This window comes from Streptomyces sp. P5F9 (assembly GCF_057961495.1).
In genome coordinates this window covers 1-3,809 of record NZ_JBXVPZ010000682.1, presented here as the reverse complement: position 1 = coordinate 3,809, position 3,809 = coordinate 1, and the positions used below count along the sequence as shown (strand labels likewise).

4 protein-coding genes are annotated in these 3,809 nt (G+C 69.5%); 2 read left to right on the top strand and 2 right to left on the bottom strand.

What is annotated here, in order from left to right; all coding sequences use genetic code 11:
• Window positions 1-30: 30 nt before the first annotated feature.
• Entirely contained in the window at window positions 31-579 is a 549-nt protein-coding gene (locus tag AC31A1_RS48410) for a flavoprotein (RefSeq protein WP_489659430.1), read from the bottom strand.
• A gap of 62 nt (window positions 580-641) precedes the next feature.
• On the opposite strand from AC31A1_RS48410, the gene AC31A1_RS48405 reads away from it, so the two are divergent.
• Window positions 642-1,289 (top strand): HAD family hydrolase, encoded by a 648-nt coding sequence (locus AC31A1_RS48405; protein ID WP_489659429.1) that lies wholly within the window; start codon window positions 642-644, stop codon window positions 1,287-1,289.
• Window positions 1,290-1,374: 85 nt separating this feature from the next.
• On the opposite strand, the gene AC31A1_RS48400 is transcribed toward AC31A1_RS48405, so the two are convergent.
• Complete coding sequence (locus tag AC31A1_RS48400; protein WP_489659428.1) at window positions 1,375-1,647, bottom strand: hypothetical protein; 273 nt, start codon at window positions 1,645-1,647, stop codon at window positions 1,375-1,377.
• Between the two features lie 107 nt (window positions 1,648-1,754).
• Between AC31A1_RS48400 and AC31A1_RS48395 the strand changes: the two genes are divergently transcribed.
• Window positions 1,755-3,809: tetratricopeptide repeat protein (locus tag AC31A1_RS48395; protein WP_489659427.1), on the top strand; the 2,055-nt coding region annotated here is incomplete at its 3' end.

Genomic DNA, 3,809 nt, shown 5'->3' with positions numbered 1-3,809 from the left:
GTGGGAGGGGGTGACGGTGGGGCAGGTCGTTCAGGTCCGCGCCGCGTCTACGGCGGCATTGAGCACCAGCTCCCAGGGGAACTCCTTCGGTCGGCCCTGCCCGGGCTGGTTCGGCACGAATCCGCCTTCGCCGTACAGGAGTTGGACGCCCACGGCGCGCAACTCGGCGACGCTGCGCTCGAATTGCCGGTGCTGTACGTAGGCCGAGTTGACGCAGGGCATGGCGACGATGGGGATGCCCTTGCCGATGCCCTCGGCGACGACACCGACCACGAAGTCGTGAGTGAGGCCCAGCGCCCATGAGTTGATCGTGTTGAACGTCGCCGGCGCGACCGCGATGACGCCCGCCTTCGGCCAGACGTCCGGCTCGCCGGGCGTTTTGTACTCGCCGCGCACGGGGTGGCCTGTCAGCCGGACCAGTTCGCCGAGTTGGGGTTCGAGCCAGCGGGCGGCGGTGGGGGTGAGACCGAGGCATACGTCGAAGTTGAGGGTCTGGGCGTCCTTGATGACCTTGGCGATGTCGAGGGCGGGGGGTGCGGCGGAGGCGAAGAGGTAGAGGGTGCGGGGGGCGGTCGTCATGCGGGTCATCCGATCACGGGCCAACCAGCGCTGATGAGTCGTGACGGCCTAGGCTTCGAGGGGTGATTGAGACCATCGTGTTCGACGTCGGCGAGACGCTCACCCGAGACGACCGGTACTGGGCGTCGTGGGCCGACTGGCTGGGCGTTCCCCGCCATACCGTCTCCGCGCTCGTCGGGGCTGTGGTGGCGAGGGGCCAGGACAATGCGGAGGCGCTCCGTCTTCTTCGACCGGGTATCGACATCGCCGCCGAGTACCGCGCTCGCGAAACGGCTGGGCGAGGCGAGTACCTCGACGAGAGCGACCTCTACGATGACGTCCGCCCGGCCTCGTCCGCACTTCGTGAATTCGGGGTGCGTGTCGTCGTCGCCGGGAACCAGACGTCCCGCGCCGGAGAGTTGCTGCGCGCCCTCGACCTGCCTGTGGACCTCGTCGTCACGTCGGGGGAGTGGGGCGTGGCGAAGCCGCAACTGAAGTTCTTCGGGCGGGTACTTGAGGTGGCTCAGGCGGCGCCGGAACGGACGGTCTACGTCGGTGACCATCCGGCCAACGACATCTTCCCCGCCAAGCAGGCGGGGCTGGGCGTCGCACATATCCGCCGTGGTCCGTGGGGGCATCTGTGGGCGGATGACCCCGAGGTCGTGGCGGTGGCGGACTGGCGCATCGACAGTCTTGGCCAGCTCGTGTCGATTGTGGCGGGCCGACCGTAGCGTCGCGGCCCCACCAGCTTTGGCTGGTGGGGCCGTTCGCATAAGTGCGGCGTATTGACGCGGGTACGGTTCGGAGCGGACGCCCTCAACTGGAGCCTTTACGGGCGTATTTACCAAAGAGCACGGCGTCCGGCTTGAACCACGACATCACCCGCTCGGTGAGCGCCGCGGCCCCGCGCGTGCCTGCGCCCATCTCCGGCAGGGCCACGCGCCAGGCGGCGCCTGGGAGTTGGCCGGTCTCGGCGCGCGTGCCGGTGGGGTGTAGCCGCTTCTCGATGTCCGTCAGGCGGGCACGTACTGCCGTGTATTCGAGCGGCTGTGCGGTCAGGACGGCGACTGTGGGCGGTGTGTCGGGCACGTCTTCACGGTACTGCCAAGTGGGCTGGCCAGAACGGGTGTTGGGCGGGGGCCGTAGGCGTACCGTGTTGGCACGCGATTCGGGGGCAGCGGCACGGGGACGGCGCGATGGGCGAGCAGTACGGCGGGGATCACCAGGATTTCCGGGGCGGGGAGTTCAACGGGCCCTTCTCCGCGAAGGTGGAGTACCACCAGCACGGGCCGGCGCCCACAGCGCTGGACGCCCTGCCTCCGAAAGTCGCCGGGTTCACCGGTCGTGGTGACCAACTCGCGGAGCTGCTCGGCGCGTTCGACGCGGATGGAGGCGAGGCGCCGGGAGCTGTGTTGGTCGCCGCGGTGTCCGGGCTCGGCGGTATCGGCAAGACCGCGCTCGCGGTGGAGGCGGTGCATGAAGCCTGCGACAAGGGGTGGTTCCCGGGTGGGGTGCTCTTCGTCAATCTCCATGGGTACGACGATGATCGCGTTACGGCGGAACAGGCGCTGGAGACTCTGCTGAGGGGTCTGGGGACGCCTCCGGAGCACATTCCCAACGGGGTTGATGCGCGGGCTGCGCTGTACCGGTCGGTGCTTCGGGCGCGGGAGCGGGAGTTGGGGGCGGTGCTGGTCCTGGCCGACAACGCGTCCTCGGCGGAACAGGTGCGTCCGTTGCATCCCGGGGGTGCACGGCACCGGTTGCTTGCCACCTCGCGGAGTAAGTTGCCCCAACTGGGGGCGCGGCTCCTGCCGTTGGGGGAGCTGAGTCCGGAGGAGGCGTACGACCTTCTGGACCGGGCGTTGCGGATTGCCGCTCGGGATGATGCGCGGGTGGCGAATGAAGGCGAGGCGGCAGTCGAACTCGCCTTGCTCTGTGGGTATTTGCCCCTGGCTCTTCAGATCGCCGGGGCCTTACTCGTCCTCGACCGGGACAAGCCCGTGGCCGAACTCGTGGCGGGACTCGCTGAGTCCGGTGACCGACTCCAGCACCTTGACGACGGTGAGCGCAGTGTGCGTGCCACCTTTGACCTGTCGTACCAGCGTCTGCCAGCTGAACAGGCCCGGTTGCTGAGGCTGTTGGCTCTGGCTCCGGGGCCCGAGGTGACGGCCGAGGTCGTCGCCGTGCTGGACGGGGCGGACACTGCGCCGGTGCGTGTGCTCGATGCGTTGTCCCGCGCCCATCTTGTTGAGCGGGGGAGTGGGCGTGGGCGGTGGCGATTGCATGACCTGGTGCGGGCGTTTGGGGTGGGTGTGGTTGAGGCGGATGCGGGACTGCGGGAGGACGGGGAGGCGGCGCGTGAGCGGGTGCTGGAGTTCTACTGCCGGTGGGCGGATGCCGCGGATGACTGGTTGCGGTGGTTGCCGGGGATGCCTGTGCCGGAACGGTTTGCGGACCGGGCGGGGGCGCTGGCGTGGCTGGATGCCGAGCGGGCTGGGTTGGTGGCGGTGGTGCAGTGGGCGCGGGAGGAGCGGTACGCGGACATGGCGGTACGGCTGGCCGAGTGTCTGGCGGAGTATCTGGACTGGCGGCGCTCCTTCGACGACTTGATCACGGTCTGCGATCTCGCGCGGGAGGCCGCCCACCGCGCCGGTAACCAGAAGGGTGAGGCCAGCGCGTGGAACAGTCTCGGCAACGCCCTGCAGCAGGCGGACCGGACCGAGGAGGCCATCGACGCCCACACCCGCGCCCGCGACCTGTACCAGACCGTCGGGGACCGCCACAGCGAGGCCATAGCGTGGAATGGTCTCGGCAGCGCCCTGCAGGTGGCAGGCCGGACGGAGGAGGCCATCGACGCCAACACCCGCGCCCGCGACCTGTACCAGACCGTGGGGGACCGCCGCCACGAGGCCATTACGTGGGACAACCTCGGCAGCGTCCTGGGAGAGGCAGGCCGGACGGAGGAGGCCATCGGCGCCCACACCCGCGCCCGCGACCTGTATCAGACCGTCGGAGATCGCCACGGTGAGGCCTGGGCGTGGCACAACCTCGGCAGCGCCCTATGGGAGGCGGGCCGGACGGAGGAGGCGGGCGAAGCGTACGAGAAAGCCCTGGAGCGCTTCCGGGAGTTCGATGACTGGTACAGGACGGGCCACACCCTCTACAACCTGGCCATCGCCCACCAGGACGCCGCTCGCCCCGCCGAGGCCCGCACCCACTACCTCCAGTCCGCCGACGCCTACACCCGAGCC

Coding starts and splice junctions, on each gene's coding strand:
- AC31A1_RS48410 (WP_489659430.1), bottom strand. CDS start 579: ATGACGACCGCCCCCCGCACCCTCTACCTCTTCGCCTCCGCCGCACCC.